We start from the raw sequence: 16,623 nt of genomic DNA, 5'->3' as shown, positions 1-16,623 counted from the left end.
TCACGCATTATGCATATAGTTTTTCTGTCGAATGAATATCCGCTTGAAGGTGTCATTCATGGAGGAGTTGGTACTTTTTTAAAACTTCTTTGTCCCGAGCTTGCACGAAGAGGGCATGAGGTAACAGTTTTGGGTCTTGGAGATGTTTCTCAGACTCGGTCAGTTACAGTGGAAGGCGTAAAGGTAATCACCATTCCTTTCTCTAAAACACCTAAAGTGAAGGCTCTGTTTAATTTCAAAAAAATCAACAATGCCTTGGAAGAAATTCACAGACAATTGAAAATAGATGTGGTCGAAGGACCTGAAATGTCATTTTCATTCATTCGAAAAATACCGGGTGTAACGTATCTGATCAGGATGAACGGCGGCCATCATTTTTTTTCCGAGGCTGAGAAAAGGAGGGTAGACAGGTGGAAGGCCTATCAAGAAAAAAGGTCATTTGAGAATGCAGATGCAGTTTGCGGGGTGAGTAATTATGTAATAGAGCATACTAAAAATTATATTGATTTTTCAGAAAAGCAAGGCCCAGTGATTTTTAACCCAGCCAATTTTACAAATTTTTACAAAGCAGATCCCGAAAAGGCAGTCTCCGGAAGACTCTTTTTTGCAGGGACTATTTGTGAAAAGAAGGGAGTCCGGCAAATCATCAAAGCATTCCATCAGGTAAAAAGAAAATTTCCACATACAGAACTTTACTTGGCTGGAAGGGATTGGACTTATCCTGACGGTAGCTCATATACTGAAAAAATCAAAGAGATTATTGAGGAGGATATCAAGTCTTCCATCCATTTTTTAGGAGTATTGCCCAATTTAGATGTGCCCCAATGGATAGAGTCAAGTGAAATCTGTGTCTACCCCTCACATATGGAAGCTATGCCTTTGGCATGGATTGAGGTAATGAGTATGGGTAAACCGTTTGTAGCTACTAAAATAGGCCCTGCTTTTGAACTGGTTGATGATGGGGTTTCCGGATTGTTGGCAGACCCCTTGGACCATGATGAACTTGCTTCCAAAATTATGGAGATATTGTCGGATGAGGCATTGAAAGTCCGGTTGGGAGAAAATGCCAGAGAAAAGGTTTTGAAAGAGTTTTCCTTGGAGACCATAGCCGACCAGAGCATTGCATATTATTCAAAGTTGGTTCAAAACAAACAAAACTGATTGTTCCCATGGCAGGGAAGCAAGTTTCAAATTTTCTGATAGTAACACATGTCCCTCACGTGTTGAGAAATGGTCAATACTGGGCTTATGGGCCATATGTTAAAGAAATGAATATTTGGCTCAAACAAGTTGAAAGAGTTACCATAGTTGCCCCTTTGAGCAATGATGAAGAGCCCGACCCGATTGATTTGAGCTATCAGCACGCGCAGATTAATTTTGAGTCAGTTAAAAGTTTTGACTTAATAGGTGTTCAGTCCATACTAAAGGCACTTCTGAATGTACCTTTTATTATGGTGAAATTATGTTATCAGATGAATAGTGCTGACCATATTCACCTGAGATGTCCAGGAAATATGGGATTGCTTGGGGCAATCGCTCAATTGTTTTTCCCCAAGAAGTCCAAGACGGTCAAGTATGCGGCAAACTGGGATCCCAAAAGTCGCCAGCCTTTCACCTACAAACTTCAGCAGAAACTGGTTAGTAACACAGTCTTGAGCAAGAACATATCTGTGTTGACTTATGGAGATTGGGAACCGGGAAACCCCAATCTCATACCTTTTTTCACGGCGTCATATTCTGAAAAAGAGATGGAAGCCTGTAAACCCAGAATTCTACAGAAAAACTTGCCTATTCGGCTGATTTTTGTGGGTGGGCTACAAAAAGCCAAGAACCCTATGCTTAGTTTAAGAACTTGTAAAGTTTTAGTGGAAAAAGGCTATAGTGTTCTGCTTGATTTTTATGGACAAGGATCAGAATTAGATCGCTTGAACAGATATACTTTAGAAAACGAACTGGTTGATGTAGTGAGTTTTCATGGAAATGTTCCTGCTCGGGAAGTGAAAAATGGATTTCAAAATGCTCATTTCCTCATTTTTGTATCTGAAAGTGAGGGTTGGCCAAAAGTTGTGGCCGAATCTATGTTCTGGGCTTGTCTCCCATTGACTTCTCCTGTTTCATGCGTTCCTTATATGCTGGGAAATGACCTAAGGGGAGATTTGGTAGGTGATGATGTAGAAGAAATAGTCTCAAAAATCGAAAATTACCTGGAATCTCCTAAAACCTATACTTTAAAAGCGCTGGATGCCATGAAATGGTCCAGAAAATTTACCCTTGAAAAGTTTGAATCGGAAATAATAAACATCCTAAGTAACTGATTCAGGCATGAAGATTCTCCAAATTATTGATACATTGGAAATGGGCGGAGCGGAAAGAATGGCTGTCAATATAGCTAATGCACTTAGTGAAGACGGATTAGCGTCTTTTTTGGTTGTTTCCAGAAAGGAGGGACCACTTGCAAAATTTTTGCTGCCACAAGTGGGCTTTTTTTGCCTAGGAAAAAGAAAATCTTTAGATTTTGCAGCTTTCAAAAAACTGATAAAACTGGTAAAAGATATTGAACCTGATGTGCTTCATGCCCACTCCACTTCCATTTATTGGGCAGTAGCAGTCCGACTCTTTTTTCCTAAACTGAAATTGGTATGGCATGATCATCTTGGAGTGAATGAGGAAGTGATTAAAGAAAATCCTAGAAATGAGTTGAAGATACTCAGCAAGTTTTTCCATGGAATAATCACGGTAAACTCTGAGATAAGAGACTGGTGGATAAAGACGATTGACTTTTCGCCAAAAAAAATAAGATATATCAAAAATTTCCCATTTTTGAATATTGAGGGGGAAAAAGTGTCAAACAGAATTCCAATTATTTTACATGTGGCTAATTTCAGAAAGGAGAAAGGTCACCTAAATCTTCTTAAGGCTGTAGAAATTCTGATAAGTCAACAATTTGATTTTCGTTTGAAGCTTATCGGACAGATCATGGATGAGGAGCTTTACCAGGAAATAAAGAAACTCATAGATTCCAATGGTTGGGCCGAAAAAATAAGTATACTTGGGCCTGTGGAAGATATAGGGAAAGTTCTCCAGAGCGGTGATATAGGTCTTGTGTGTTCAGATAGGGAGGGTTTACCTGTGGCATTACTTGAATATGGATTGGCAGGCTTAAAAGTCATATCTACAGATGTGGGTATATGTGCTGAAGTGTTGGGACACGGCAAATTCGGAAGTGTTGTCCCTGCCAACAGTCCGGATCAACTGGCATTGGCTATTCAGCATGTGTCCCAGGAAATTAATTCATCAGAAAAAAAAGCCATGGATTTCCAGTATCATGTAAAGGAGGTTTATGGAAGCAAACAGTTTTTGACAGCATATTTTGAATTTTTCCGCGAAGCTGGTTTAGGTTTAGAGAATTAAAATTAGTGTCTCATTGAAAGTTTACATTCATAACATTTCAAATTATTATTCTTCTTACTATTTGCATGGTTTTAATAAAGCAGCAGATTTGGAGTTTACCTGTTCCAAAGAGTTTGAAGCCTATAACAACAGAGGATTTCTGATTTTTGAAATCAACGGAAAGCTTGGGGTAGTTGATAATCATGACCCCATGGGGGTAGATGAAAAACTTCTTGATAAAGTCGATTTTTATTTTGCCACCAACAAGGTGAAAGGACACGAGGCTTATGAGAGAGAAAATGTATTCCCTTTGTTCCCCCATTACCCCGTCAATGTGCATAAAGATTATTTCAGTGTCTATAAACAAAAGCCTTTCATCAAAATCCCTCCAATTGCTCTTTTGAAGGAATTATATGCTCAAAATTTGAGAACTAATTATAAGGAAGAGGTTTTGAATTACAGCTTTTCGAATTATGTTTTTTTTTCGGGATCTATATGGAAAAAGGAAAAGTGGGCCAATGAACTTAGGGCAGCTTTTATTGAAGCTTGCAAACAAAACCCATCAATAGAATTTGAGGGTGGCTTTGTAAGGAGAAAAGATGGAGCTCATGGTGCCTATGACCACTTGTTGAACAACCGGGCTTACAGCCCGTCGGATTTTGCAAAGAGGTCCAAGAAGTCCATGATCATATTTAACAACCCAGCTGTATTGGGAGCAGTTAGCTGGAGATTGGCCGAAAGCCTGAATTTTGGATCCTTTGTCTTATCTTTTCCTTTCAAAATTTATCTTCCTGTCATGCCCAGACATGAAGAGGAAACACATTACATTCATGACAGTGGAGAGTTGCCTGATGTGATCAACTTTATAGCCCGAAATGAAGCATATCACAAAAAAATTGCTTTTGGGGGAAAACAATATTTTGAAAAGTATTGCAAGCCTGAAACACAGGTAAGCTACTTGATCGATGTACTTTCAGGTAATACAAGTCCCCTTCAGAGTAGTCAATAATGAATTGGAAATTCACAACTTTATTAAGGAGAAAGACTTCGGGTGGAAACTTCATTCCTGAAATTGACGGTCTAAGATTTTTTGCGATTTTCACAGTCCTAATATTCCATCTCAATACGTCCTATTCCAGAGAGATAGGCGTGGATTGGTTGGTCTATCTGCCGGATCACAGTTTTTTAAATATAGGTTGGTGGATTGTAAGAATGGATTTGGGAGTGAAAGTATTCTTCGGTATCTCTGGGTTCATTTTGGCGGTTCCTTTTATCAAACACTATTGGTATGGTGGCAGGGCAATTTCCCTGAAGCAATACTTTATCAGAAGACTGACAAGACTCGAACCACCATTTATTGTGACCTTGGTTTTGTTTTTTCTGGTTCATATTCTTGTACTTGGAGCAGACACCGCTGAAATGCTGCCGCATTTTTGGGTTAGCCTGTTTTACCTGCATACAATTGTATATGAGATGCCATCCATCATCAACCCGGTTACTTGGAGCTTGGAGACTGAGGTCCAATTTTACACCATAATTCCATTTTTGGCCATGGTGATTTTTTTAAAAAAACATAGTGTGTGGGTTCTTTTAAGCTTATTGCTATTTTTTATGGCATCGATTTTTGCAAAAAATTACATTTATTCCCACGTTACTCCTGGGTGGGATTTTACAGTATTCGTCTTCTTAAGTAATTTTTTGACAGGTTTCTTTTTTGCCTTGCTATACTTGCATTATCAGGTTTATTTCAAGACAAAGTCTGTTTTATGGGATGTTTTTGGTTTGATCTCCATTTTCACACTTTTTTATTTTTATAAGCCGCAAGTGGATATGTTGAACAACTTTCTTTTTAACCTGTCAATACTTCTGCTTTTCATAGCGACTTTCAAAGGGAACCTATTCAACTGGTTTTTTTCTAGATCAATTATTTATTTAATAGGTGGAATGTGTTACACCATTTACTTGATTCATTATCCTTTTTTTCATTTGCTGATGAAGTTTACTGCGAAGTATTCAGTATCGAATGTTTATTTACTGAATCTACTTTGGCAATTGGGAATTGGAATTCCATTGGTGTTGTTGGTTTCAGCATTATTTTTCGTCCTTGTGGAAAAACCATGTATGGATAAGGATTGGCCAAAAAAAATAAAAGCAAAAGTATCAAACCTGATAAATTAAAGGAGCGTATCTTGCAGGGTATTTTATATCGTCTTTCAAATTTGAAAAGTATTTAAACTGGGTAAAAATTGCTGAAGTATATAGTGACATCCAAATACCCCATAGTCTGGCTGGCATTCCATGCGCTTTTGGGTTTGGCATCGGCATTTTCACCATTACCGGTCATTGTTTGGTTTTACCTGGTAGCCATATCATCTATTTTCTGGGTATTGCAGTCTACCCGTTCACCAGCCCCACTTATTCTCTATACGGTTTATTTGACTTCATTTGAACTGTTAGCCAGGATGGCTGGAACCTCGCCCTTCATTCCCTATGAGCTTGGTAAATATCTTTTGTTTGCATTAATGATTTTTGGAGTGTTCATGTACCAGACCAAAAGTTATATAGGCCTGGTTATGTTTGCTCTTTTGCTTCCCTCATTGATTATTGATGAATCTGGAAGAGTTGAGTGGCTTGATTTGGTTTTCAATGTTTTGGGGCCTTTAAATGTGGCTTTAGCTGTTTGGTTTTTTTATAAAAAAAGAGTTCCTGAAAAAGTACTTTCATATACGCTAATGCTGGCTGTATTGCCTTTGGTTTCAGTTTTAAGTTTTACACTATACAGAATTCCTGATTTTGATGATGTAGATTTTGAGCTTGGTGCCAATACACTTGCTAGTGCAGGTTTCGGATCAAATCAGGTTTCCACAGCTTTGGGCTTGGGTGCTTTTTTGGTTTTTGTGATTTGGCTTAACAAGTGGAAACTTTCAGGGATAAGATGGTTGGATGCACTTATATTTTTGGTATTCTGTGTTCAAGGCTTGCTTACTTTTTCAAGGGGAGGAATGTTTGGCACGGTAGTAGGTATAGTTGTGGTATTATTCTTTCTTTCCATGAGCTCGGGTGAACAAATCAGACGCTACAGGCTTCCTAAAATCGGCATTTATGTTATACCAGCTATTTTGTTGATCGTTACAGCTTTTTATGTTGCCAATGAACTTACAAGGGGCATGCTTTTACTGAGGTATCAGGGGGAGACTGCCGGTACCCTTGCAGGAGCCAAGGAAAAGGATTTGAATACATATACTACAGGCAGGTTTGAAATTTTTACAGGTGATCTGGATTTATGGGAAGATAACATTCTTTTGGGTGTTGGAGCAGGAGCATCGAGGTATCTCAGAAATACTATGGAGGAAGTTGCAGCCCATGTTGAGTTGAGCAGATTGTTGGCAGAGCATGGGCTTCTGGGTTTAATGTATTTTGTTTTGCTCTGCTATGTGGGATTGGTCAATTTCAAAAGACACCGAAACCCAATGATCAAGGGACTTTTACTGGCATTCTTTCTGGTTGGAATATATACCAGTTTTCATGCAGCCATGCGTACATTTATATCACCCATGATGATTGGTTTAAGCCTTCTTTTTGTGGTTCAGCCGAAGAGAAAAAAGCCGATTAAAAAATTAAAGCAAGAAGAAAAGCAAAAACCTGTTTTGAATATATTATGATCTACTCGTTTCTGCTAAAAAACTTTTTACTTCCTTTTGGAGACAAATTTTTGGGAGGTGGGCTGCCGAAAAAAATCAAAAATCTTCGAAAGTTGAGCCAGCTACCCAAGGGCGAGCTTATGACGCTTCAAAAAAATAAGCTTAATGAGATCCTTAAATACGCTTTGTTAAATAGCCCCTATTACCAAGCATTAAATATTAGTCCCTCTGATGATCCAGTGCAACTACTTTCAGAATTTCCTATTTTGGATAAACAAACCGTTAGGGAAAAAATTGATCAGCTGGTTACAGTAAAGTCTCTCCATGGTTTGCAAGCTGTTATGTCCAGTGGTTCTACCGGCCCCCCAAGCAAAGTGTATTTCAACAAAGAAGAAATGGCTGCTACTAGGGCAGTACAACTCACTTGGTGGTCCTGGGCGGGATACGAATATGGCAACAGTATTTTACAGACAGGTGTAAACTTAAATCGGTCGAGAGAAAAAAGACTTAAGGATTTATTTTTTAGGACAAAGTATATTGAGGCGCTCAAGCACAATGAACAGGAGATTCTGGAGGAACTGGAAGGTTTGAGAAAGGCTCCAAAAGATCACTATGTGGCGTATGCTTCCAGTTTATATCTGTTTGCGAAAACCGCACTGGAAAATAGTATCCTGGATATTAAATTCAAATCAGTAATCTCTTTAGGTGAAAAGCTATTGCCCAATTTCAGAGAAGTTATCGAAAAGGCTTTTCATTGCAAAGTGTACGATACCTATGGTAGTTCTGAAGGTCTGATGGTAGCCTCCCAGTGTAGTCATGGTTCATATCATGTCATGACACCACATGTCTACCTCGAAATAGTGGATGAAAAAGGGAATGAGGTAGAACCGGGTGAAATGGGGCGCGTGTTACTGACCGGTTTGGATAATTTCACAACTCCACTGATCCGATACGAAATCGGCGATTTGGTAATCAAAAGTAAAAAGGGAAAATGTGATTGTGGTTTGGATTTGCCCATGATTGAAGAAGTCTTAGGAAGGACGACAGAATTCTTAAAAACTCCGGAAAACAAATATATAACTGTTCAAACTGTAGTTAGAGTTTTGAAATTTTTCCCAGACGTTGAACAGTTTACACTTATCCAAAAAGAAAGAAACAAATTTCAGCTCCAGTACATTGCTTCCCATGAATTATCAGAATCAAGTCAAAGAAATGTACAGCAATCATTTAATACCCTTTTTAAGGAGGACTTAATATTTGAATTCAAGCTTGTTGAAAAATTACCTAGAAGCAAATCAGGGAAATTTCAACTCATCATAAATGATGTTAAGGGATAGCTATGAAAATAGGCGTTATTTATTCGCTTCATCGAGAAGGTAACAACTCCATATTCCCTCTTTTGGCATTCAAAGAAGCACTTCACAATGAAGGACTGGAATTTATTTATATTCATTCCTATAAAGAGGCATTAACAACCAAGGTAGATTTTCTGATAGTTTCGGATATTTCTCTGTCGCAGCTTTTAAAGGGAAGGTCTACCAAGCTGGATCTTTTGAAGGTGCTAAGAAAGACCCAAAATTGTCCAGTAATATTTCTTTCGGCCAATGATGCTACAGGTCCTATTTTCCCCAGTTTTGTAGAGGAAGTGGACTTGTTTTTAGTCAAGCAACTTCTCAAAGACAAATCAATCTACCTTAAACCCTTGAAACGTCATTTTTTCAGAGATAAAATGATGAACCAATTTAAATTTAAAAATGCAGGTGATTTCGAACCTATTGCTTTGGATAAAAGCCATTTGCCAAAAATTGGGGTTTCTTGGAATTTAGCACTCATAGACTGGAAAACGCAATCCAGCAACAAACTTAAAAAGTACTTTAAAATTTTCACCAAAAACAACAGTGTCATATCCCCAGAGGCTGTGAATCCTCTTGATCAGAGATCAATCAAAATTATGTTTAGGGGCAATCTTTTCCCGGAAGACCATGATGTTTTCAGGCTTCACCGCCTTTTGACTTTAAGGGTTTTTAAAAAGTTTGACCCTTTCACCTCATCTGTAGCGAATGTTAAAATCAGTCCAAAGGCTTACCTGGACCAGATGAAAAATACTATAATCAGTCTATCTCCATTTGGTTGGGGAGAAATATGTTACAGAGACTTTGAATCCTTTAAATCAGGCGCATTGCTCTTTAAGCCTGACATGAGCCATATTGATACTTATCCTGATATTTACAAACCAGAAAACCATATCAGTTACAACTGGGATGCCTCAGATCTTGAAGTAAAGATTAACAGGGTTTTAGCTGATCCCAGTGCATTCCAGCATCTGGCCGATAGGGGGAAGATGGATTTTGATAATGCTATCAATCCGGAAATTTCAGGCCCTGAATTCGTCAAACACTTTAGGGGGATCCTTGAAAAGGCAAAAGAGAATTTTGAAAACAGGTAGTAAATAATTAATCCCACCCATTTAAAGATATAATATTTTGAAAATCCTTATTTTTTATCAGTATTTCGGCACACCTAACGGAGGGTGGAGTACCCGATTTTACGAGTTTGCAAAAAGATGGGGTAACGAAGGCCATCAGGTGACAGTAGTGACTTCGCCATACTATAAGTCTGATATCAAAGCCGATAAATTCATCTCTAAACAGTGGATAGAAAATATTGATTTAATTGTAATTAATTCTCCTGATTCAAATAAGGCTGGTTTATTCCGCAGAATGCTCAACGCCTTTATTTTTTCCTCTGTATCAGTATTCTATGCTCTTAAATTGTCATATGATGTAGTTTTGTGTAGCTCTGGACCAATTACTATAGCATTACCTGGTTTAGCTGCTTCTGTATTTAGAAGAAAGAAATTTGTTTTTGAGGTTAGGGACCTTTGGCCAAGAGGCGCTGTTGAACTGGAGAAAATCAAAAATCCCATAGCTGTCAAAATTGGCTTTGCATTTGAAAAATGGATTTACAAAAATGCCAACTTGGTAGTGGCCTGTTCTCCAGGAATGGAAGAAGGGGTGTTACAGGTTAACGCAAAATCACCTACTCTAGTAATTCCCAATTCATCTGATAACGATCTGTTTTACCTTTCAGAAAGCATGTACCCGGATAAATTTCCTCAAAATTGGAAGGGTAAGTCGGTTTTTATTTATGCGGGTTCTCTTGGCTTAATGGATGAGTGTTCTCAGATAATCAAGGGAATCTCAAAGGTAAACCATGAGGATATCAAAATTGCTATCATAGGAGATGGTGCTGAAAGGGAGCATTTACAAGGCTTGGTAGAATCACTGGGATTGCAGGAAACCGTTGAATTTTTTGGATTAATCCCAAAGCGTGAGGTTGTGAAATGGTTTTCAGTGGCAAAAGCCAGTTTTGTCACTTTCAAGGATATTCCAGTGCTCCATACAAATTCACCTAATAAAATGTTTGATTCATTTGCTGCAGGAGTACCTATCATACAGTCTACAAAAGGCTGGATCAAGGATTTTGTGAATGAGACAGGCTGCGGAATCAATGTTGATCCTAATGATCCTAAGACGTTTTCAGATGCTATCTTACTGTTACATTCCCAACCTGAACAAAGGCAGGCGATGGCTGATGCAGCAAAAAATGTAGCCAAAGAAACATTTGACAGGGGGAAGCTGGCTTTGCGCTATCTTCAAAGAATTAAAGAACTGTAATTTAATTTGGGATTATCTAAAGCAGTCTCAGCTTTTAAAAATTTATTTTTTTTTGATCAAATGAAAAATTATCTATTGACAGGAGCATCCGGGTTTTTGGGAAAAGAAATTCACAAAAAGATTGCCAATGACTGTTATACCCTTGGAAGAGGGGCTGAAAATGATATACAATTAGATCTGGAAAGTGAGAGAATGGAACTTCCAAGAGTAAGAACTTTTATCCATTGTGCAGGGAAAGCTCATGTAGTCCCAAAGACAGAAGAAGAAAAAGAGGCTTTTTTTAAAATCAATTATCAGGGGACGGTAAACCTGCTTCATGGTTTGGAATCCTCCGGAAATTTGCCACAAAATTTCATATTTATCAGCACAGTAGCTGTGTACGGGAGGGAAGAGGGTCAGGAAATAGATGAAACGTTTCCTTTACTTGGAAGTACGCCTTACGCCAAGAGTAAGATTCAGGCTGAGGAATGTCTGGAAAATTGGTGTAAAAACAAGGAGGTAAATCTGGTGATTTTAAGGTTGCCTTTGGTTGTTGGTAACAATGCACCGGGGAATCTTGGCTCCATGGAAAAGGCCATCCGAAAGGGCTATTATCTAGGCATAGGGGATGGCTCGTCAAGAAAATCAGCTGTCCTTGCGAAGGATGTTGCAGCTTTTATCCCCAATCTTGAAGGAAAAAGTGGTGTTTTTAATCTAACTGATACTATCCATCCAAGTATGTATGATATAGAGGAAGCCATTGCCAAAAAGTACCAAAAAAAGATCAGAAGAATCCCGATTTCCTATTTACAGCCATTTACATGGATAGGTGACAGGTTTTCTTTCTTTCCTTTGAATTCCTATCGTCTTGAAAAACTTACTTCCTCACTTACCTTTAGTGATAATTTGGCCAGCAGGAAATTAGGCTGGAGACCAAGCTCTGTCTTGGAATTTTTAAAATCTTAACGGAAAGAGATCAATTATGAGAGTATTATTCTTAGGTGAAACGTACAGAGCGGATGCAAAAACCTGGATAGAAGGTGTAGAACTGAATCTTGGAAAAAAAATTGAGACGAAGGAAGTGCCTTTTACTCCCCAAAGATGGAAACGCATTCTTTATTTCCTTAGGTTTCTGTGCGAACTTTTTATCTTGAGGTTCAAAAAACCATATGATATTGTTCTGGCTGAAAGAGCGACGAGTTACGGTTTTTTTGCATTGCTGGTCAAGTCTAAATTGAAAGTGGTGGCACAGCAAGGAATTACTGATGCTTTTCCGGAGTCAGGATTTACAGGAGTTTATAAAAGATATTTTCAAAGGAAGGTATACAAAAATGTGGATTTGATCCATGCTTGGGGAAATGTAATGACCTATTCGATGTTGGAGTCAGGAGCGCCTCCTTCCAGAATTATGGTCTTGCCAAAAGGCATCAACCTCTCTCTGTATAATTACAGAACTTTTTCGGAAAAAAATCATGACCCCATTGGGATAGTTACGAGGTCTCTGTCTGAGATTTACAGGCATGAAGATATTCTGAAAGCCTTTCAAATCCTTAAGGAAAAGGGGGTAAAAGTCGATTGCTGGATTGTTGGGGATGGTGTATTAAGGGAAAAGCTAGAAGGTATCAGTAAAGCACTCAAAATTGAAGATCGGATAAGGTTTTTTGGTAGGATAGACAATAAATTATTGCCTGAATTGTTAGAAGAAAGCGATTTTTACCTAGCTGTACCGGAAACGGAAGGCGTTTCAGCATCTCTTTTTGAAGCAATGGCATGCGGTTCATTTCCAATTGTAACTGATTTGCCAGCCAATAGGGCTTTCATACGGCCAGGACAAAATGGGTTTCTTGTACCAGTAGGCAAGCCGGATATTTTAGCATCAGCTATTGAAAAATTTATTTTAAATAAGAATGATTATAGAATTCAAACTCAATTGAATAGGGATTTTATTGAATCTAGGGTTAGTTTTGATAAGAATATGAAGCTTATCTTTGCTCGGTATTTACAGCTTTTGGAACAGAAAAAAGGAAAATAATATGTGTGGAATTGTAGGGTTTTGGCAGCATCAGGAGCCAGCCTCCTTGGGTAGGCTGAAAAATATGAGTGATGCCATTTATCACAGAGGGCCTGATGCCGAGGGCTCTTTTCTTGAAGGCAAGCTGGCTTTAGGGCACAGGAGGCTTTCAATTCTTGATCTTTCAGAACATGCAAACCAGCCATTTCACTCTCCTTGTGGAAATTACACCTTAGTTTACAATGGAGAGATATTTAATTTTCAGGACTTTTATCCAGAGCTGAAAGCCAAAGGCTATTCATTTAACACCACGTCAGACACTGAAGTACTTTTATTTCTTCTGATGGAATATGGCTTTGAGATACTTGAAAAACTCAATGGTTTTTTTGCTTTTGCTTTTTGGGATAAGGTGAAGCAAACACTAAGTTTGGCAAGGGATAGGTTTGGGGTTAAACCTTTATTCTATCATTTTGGCAAAGAAGGATTCAGCTTTTCAAGTGAGCCAAAAGGTATTTTTGCAGGAGGTGTTTCAAAGGCTGTAGATCCAGACCACTTGGATGAGTTGTTTATTTACAGATATGTATCAGGAGAGAATACCATATTTAGAGGTATCAAACGTTTGCTTCCTGGACATCTAATGACATTGTCTACCAATGCTGAACAAGTAAAGACCAAAAGGTGGTTTCACCTTGCTGATGCTGCAAGAAATTTTGGGAGCATTTCCAAACCCTATGAGTGGTTTGAAGAGACTTTTAATGACAGTGTAAGGCTTAGGATGATTGCTGACGTCCCTGTAGGTACACTACTTAGCGGAGGGCTGGACAGTAGCGGAATTGTATTGAGCCAAGCATCACAGGGCTTTAATGACCTCAGTTCCTGGAACGTGATGTTCAAAGGCTATGAACATGATGAATCCCATATTGCAAAAAGATTCTCCGAGGAATTGGGCGTAAATTACAACGGTCATGAATTTCTGGGAACTGAGCAGGTGGAGCTGACAAAAAAAGCCATTCAGATCAATGATGAGCCTTTGATGCACTTTACCGACAATGTTTTATTGGGACTTAGTCAAAAAGCCAAAAAGAAGGTTACTGTTTTACTTACAGGTGAAGGTGCCGATGAGGTGCTTGGTGGATATGTCAGGTATAAGGTGCATTATGGAGCCATGCGATACAGGCTTTTGGACCTGATGAATCTTGTTCCCGATCGCTTTCTCAAACAGGACAGGTTGAAAAAACTCAAAAGATACATGTCACTTAGGAATCCGGATGCCCAAATGATTATGAATGCCAATGAAGTTTATCTATCAGATATAAAAAAGCTTGGGATTTTATCATCCAGCCTGATGCCGCAATATAGGGTAGATATCCTTGAGGAAGCTAAAGCACTTTATCCCAAAAACAGGTATAGGCAGTTACTATACCTGGAACAACACTCACATCTACACTCCCTAAATGACAAGAACGATAGGACTACAATGGGGGCATCCATTGAATGCAGGGAGCCTTATTTAGATTATAGACTTGTGACCGGTGCAGCTTCCCTTCCAGATCAATATTTTGAAAGTAAGGGTAAAGGCAAGCTTTTGGCCATGAATTCTTTTGGGAAGAAAATGCCGGACTATATCAAAGAGCATAGAAAGATTGGGCTATCTATGCCTTGGGATCAGTATATTGTTGATAATCCTGAATTAAGAGACCATCTTGAGAATATGCATCAATCCCCACTCTTTGAAATGGGGTTTTTAGCCCACTTGGATATTAAAAAAGCAGTTGATAGTTTTAAAGCAAACCCTAGAGAAAATTTAGGTTGGATGAAACAGCTGTTTTTCACGTCTCTTTGGTACAGGGAAATCTTTGAAAATCAAAAAGTCCAACCTTTGAACCGTTGACGAAGGATAAGTTGAAAATAGCTTTTACAATAAATCATACATTTTTAATGCCCTTTTCTGTGGCATTACTATCCCTTTTGGAAAACAATAAAGGGGATATCGAAAAAATCTATCTTTTTTGTGATTTTCTCTCAGGAGATGAGAAGCTGAAACTTCAAAAAATCATATCGGATTTCCAAGTGGAAATGCAATGTATTGAGGTAGATGACGCTCAATTGGAAAAGCTTGTCACCACACTTCACTTTAATAAAACCAATTATTACAGATTACTGATCCCAGAGTTGATAGCCGAAAAAAAGATTCTGTACCTGGATGCTGACATTTTAGTTTTGGGTTCTTTAATGCCAATTTGGGAGGTCAACCTTGAAGATAATTATTTGGCGGCAGTCTGGACTCCGGGAGTAGAATGGCATCCTGAGTTGGGAGTAAGCAAAAAGGATGGTTATTTCAATTCAGGTGTCATGTTGATCAACCTGGATAAATGGAGAGGAGAAAACCTAGGGCAAAAAACAATACAATTTGTGAAGGATAATCCCAGACTGATTTGGTTTGTAGACCAATGCGGGCTCAATGCCCTAACCAAAAGTAAATGGGTGAAGATTCCCCTGAAGTATAACCTTACTGTCGATGTGTATGAAGGAATCTTTCATGAGTCAGACCCTGGAGTTGATATGGCAGAAATCGGAAAGGCAATTGAGGATCCTGTTATAGTTCATTTTTCAGGGACCAGTAAACCTTGGCATACCAGCAATCAGCATCCATACAAATGGAAGTTTTGGAAATACCTTTGGAAAACGCCTTACTCTAGGCTTCTACCGCAAGACTTTTGTGTTACAGGAGTTGTCAAATACCTTACTCCAAAATCTGTAAGAAGCTTTTTTAGAAAAATCCAGTACAGGTATTTCCCCAGAGGTAAATTCAAATGGAAATGATGGACGATGTTACTTTAAGGAATGAGCTGGATAAAATCATCAACTTTTCCAGAGTGAAAATTTACTTTGACAGCCTAAAACTGCCTTTAGGCTATGTCTTTGATTTGTTTGAAAGGAAGGATAACGGAACCATAATTTTAAACAAAGAGGCTGAAAGTTGTTTTGAAAAAGTATCCGATCCTAAGAACGCTGATTTTATCTTTATTCCGGTACCATTATCGGAGCTAAACGGAACCCAAGAGGGGATGGATATCATCGCTTTCCATAGAGAGATATCAATTTTATTTCATAAGCCCTTGTTGTTGGTTTCAGATGCGGATTTACTTTTTGATCCTGGATTTAGAGATGTTATCTTATTGACTCCAGGTGCTTATAAAAGTATGGGAAACCAAGTTTCTTTGCCGGCGCTGTTGCCAAACGATCCGCTTGAAAAATGGTTTCATGGGGAGTTTAAAATCATTGAAAAGTTTGATAGAGTGTCAGTGGGATTTTGTGGACAGGCTACATCGAATTTTCTTAAAACGGTCAAAGACCATCTGCAATACCTTGGACTGAATGCAATGAAGGTGATCGGTCGGTCCAGATACCTCTATGTCCCTTATTTTATGGCTGCCAGTGAGCGGGCTGCACTGCTTTCCAGTTTGGAGAATTCCAACTTGGTTCATACAGATTTTCTGAAAAGAGAAAGGTATAAAGGAGGAGCCAAAAGTGACCAGGACCAAAAGAGACTGGAATATGAATTTTTTAAAAATATTTATGACAATCTTTTCACGATTTGTATGAGAGGGTTTGGAAACTATTCTGTCAGGTTTTTTCAAACCTTGGCCATGGGAAGAATACCGGTGGTGATTGAAACAGATTCAATATTGCCGTTTGAGTCTCAGATTGATTACAGAGAAATTTGCGTTGTGGTGCCATACAGGGATCGTTTCAAAGCTGATCAATATATAATTAACTTTATCAACAGCTATTCAGAATCGGAACTGAAAGTTATTCAAAAAAGGTGTAGACAGACATGGCTAGATCATTTTAGAAAAAAGGGCTTGATTTACGGATTATCACAAGAACTGAAAAATATGACTTTCTATCAAAATTGACTGGT

General features: G+C 38.5%; 14 protein-coding genes. All 14 read left to right on the top strand.

Features of this window, described 5'->3' with window-relative positions; genetic code table 11:
• Nucleotides 1–9 precede the first annotated feature (9 nt).
• The 14 genes from A33Q_RS13695 to A33Q_RS13630 all read left to right on the top strand — a co-directional run bounded on the left by A33Q_RS13695 (nucleotide 10) and on the right by A33Q_RS13630 (nucleotide 16,618).
• Nucleotides 10–1,161, top strand: a complete 1,152-nt coding sequence (locus tag A33Q_RS13695; RefSeq protein ID WP_009033425.1) for a glycosyltransferase family 4 protein — start codon at nucleotides 10–12, stop codon at nucleotides 1,159–1,161.
• A gap of 8 nt (nucleotides 1,162–1,169) precedes the next feature.
• Nucleotides 1,170–2,315 (top strand): glycosyltransferase, encoded by a 1,146-nt coding sequence (locus tag A33Q_RS13690; protein ID WP_009033424.1) that lies wholly within the window; start codon nucleotides 1,170–1,172, stop codon nucleotides 2,313–2,315.
• 7 nt (nucleotides 2,316–2,322) lie between these two features.
• Entirely contained in the window at nucleotides 2,323–3,411 is a 1,089-nt protein-coding gene (locus A33Q_RS13685; protein WP_009033423.1) for a glycosyltransferase, read from the top strand.
• Nucleotides 3,412–3,424: 13 nt separating this feature from the next.
• Entirely contained in the window at nucleotides 3,425–4,399 is a 975-nt protein-coding gene (locus A33Q_RS13680; RefSeq protein ID WP_009033422.1) for a hypothetical protein, read from the top strand.
• The gene (locus A33Q_RS13675; RefSeq protein WP_016255263.1) at nucleotides 4,399–5,568 is read left to right on the top strand and encodes an acyltransferase family protein; all 1,170 of its coding nucleotides are present in this window, start codon (nucleotides 4,399–4,401) and stop codon (nucleotides 5,566–5,568) included. Before A33Q_RS13680 ends, A33Q_RS13675 begins: the two co-directional genes overlap by 1 nt.
• A gap of 68 nt (nucleotides 5,569–5,636) precedes the next feature.
• Nucleotides 5,637–7,052: an O-antigen ligase family protein gene (locus A33Q_RS13670; protein WP_009033420.1), complete on the top strand. Its 1,416-nt coding sequence runs from the start codon at nucleotides 5,637–5,639 to the stop codon at nucleotides 7,050–7,052.
• A gap of 92 nt (nucleotides 7,053–7,144) precedes the next feature.
• Nucleotides 7,145–8,368, top strand: coding sequence for a phenylacetate--CoA ligase family protein (locus A33Q_RS13665; RefSeq protein ID WP_160169352.1), 1,224 nt, complete (start codon nucleotides 7,145–7,147; stop codon nucleotides 8,366–8,368).
• Nucleotides 8,369–8,370: 2 nt separating this feature from the next.
• Nucleotides 8,371–9,477, top strand: a complete 1,107-nt coding sequence (locus A33Q_RS13660) for a PleD family two-component system response regulator (protein ID WP_009033418.1) — start codon at nucleotides 8,371–8,373, stop codon at nucleotides 9,475–9,477.
• A 37-nt stretch (nucleotides 9,478–9,514) separates the two neighbouring features.
• Nucleotides 9,515–10,708 carry a glycosyltransferase family 4 protein gene (locus tag A33Q_RS13655; protein WP_009033417.1) on the top strand — a complete coding sequence of 398 codons (1,194 nt, stop codon included), beginning with the start codon at nucleotides 9,515–9,517 and terminating at the stop codon, nucleotides 10,706–10,708.
• 60 nt (nucleotides 10,709–10,768) lie between these two features.
• Nucleotides 10,769–11,653 (top strand): NAD-dependent epimerase/dehydratase family protein, encoded by an 885-nt coding sequence (locus A33Q_RS13650; RefSeq protein ID WP_040490502.1) that lies wholly within the window; start codon nucleotides 10,769–10,771, stop codon nucleotides 11,651–11,653.
• A 16-nt stretch (nucleotides 11,654–11,669) separates the two neighbouring features.
• Nucleotides 11,670–12,719: a glycosyltransferase gene (locus tag A33Q_RS13645; protein ID WP_009033415.1), complete on the top strand. Its 1,050-nt coding sequence runs from the start codon at nucleotides 11,670–11,672 to the stop codon at nucleotides 12,717–12,719.
• 1 nt (nucleotide 12,720) lies between these two features.
• The gene (asnB, locus tag A33Q_RS13640; protein WP_009033414.1) at nucleotides 12,721–14,589 is read left to right on the top strand and encodes an asparagine synthase (glutamine-hydrolyzing); all 1,869 of its coding nucleotides are present in this window, start codon (nucleotides 12,721–12,723) and stop codon (nucleotides 14,587–14,589) included.
• Nucleotides 14,586–15,521 (top strand): glycosyltransferase family 8 protein, encoded by a 936-nt coding sequence (locus A33Q_RS13635; RefSeq protein WP_316929413.1) that lies wholly within the window; start codon nucleotides 14,586–14,588, stop codon nucleotides 15,519–15,521. The genes asnB and A33Q_RS13635 overlap by 4 nt, the downstream gene beginning before the upstream one ends.
• Nucleotides 15,518–16,618 (top strand): exostosin domain-containing protein, encoded by a 1,101-nt coding sequence (locus A33Q_RS13630; protein ID WP_016255259.1) that lies wholly within the window; start codon nucleotides 15,518–15,520, stop codon nucleotides 16,616–16,618. Before A33Q_RS13635 ends, A33Q_RS13630 begins: the two co-directional genes overlap by 4 nt.
• Nucleotides 16,619–16,623 lie beyond the last annotated feature (5 nt).

The organism is Indibacter alkaliphilus LW1 (genome assembly GCF_000295935.2).
In the GTDB taxonomy this organism is placed as follows: Bacteria; Bacteroidota; Bacteroidia; order Cytophagales; family Cyclobacteriaceae; genus Indibacter; species Indibacter alkaliphilus.
Note: the sequence above shows the minus strand (reverse complement) of the source record. Positions and strands in the feature narration are given on the sequence as shown.